The 650-nt window shown below is 49.8% G+C and carries 1 protein-coding gene; it reads right to left on the bottom strand.

All coding sequences use genetic code 11. From position 1 onward, the window contains the following. On the bottom strand, positions 1-650 hold a 650-nt coding region (locus tag ACWHAR_RS28265), incomplete at both ends, for a thiamine pyrophosphate-binding protein (RefSeq protein ID WP_452088592.1).

Genomic DNA, 650 nt, shown 5'->3' with positions numbered 1-650 from the left:
GGCGGCTTTGTCCGCAAATTCTAAGAGCTCCCGTTTCGCCTTTTTCATTCCCTGCCCTGCCAGGATAATCGGCTTCTTAGCGTTATTAATATATTGGGCGCAGGTGACGAGCTGTTCTTTTTTCGGTTCAAGGTTCCCTTCAATATACACCGGTGAAGTATACACGGGCTCCCGTTTGATTTTCTCCGCAAACAAATCATCTGACACGCTCAATACCGCAACGCCTTTTTTGCTGTAGGCGGTCCTGATCGCCTGATTTAAGAGATCCGGAAGTGATTCCGCGCTATGTACCTCTCTGTTGAACACGGCCACGTCCTCAAACATTTGCTCCAGCTTGATCTCCTGGAAATAGTCCCGTCCGACTTCGCCAGAAGAAACCTGTCCTGCAATCGCCAGCACAGGGGCGCCGTCGGCTTTAGCATCATATAAACCATTTAATAAGTGCACCGCTCCCGGCCCTGCGATTGACAGACAGACTCCGATCTTGCCGGTGAGTTTTGCTTCAGCCGCGGCTGCCAGTGCCGCTACCTCTTCGTGGCGGGTTTGAATGAACTTCAGTTGATTTCTTTCGTGTCTTAATTCTTCAATAAACTCATTTATACTGTCTCCGGGGATGCCGTATACATGATCAACTCCCCATTGCTCAAGCA

The sequence above is a fragment of the Bacillus sp. LR--39 genome, from assembly GCF_053613335.1.
The sequence above is the reverse complement of the archived record's forward strand: the minus strand, read 5'-3'. Positions and strand labels throughout refer to the sequence as shown.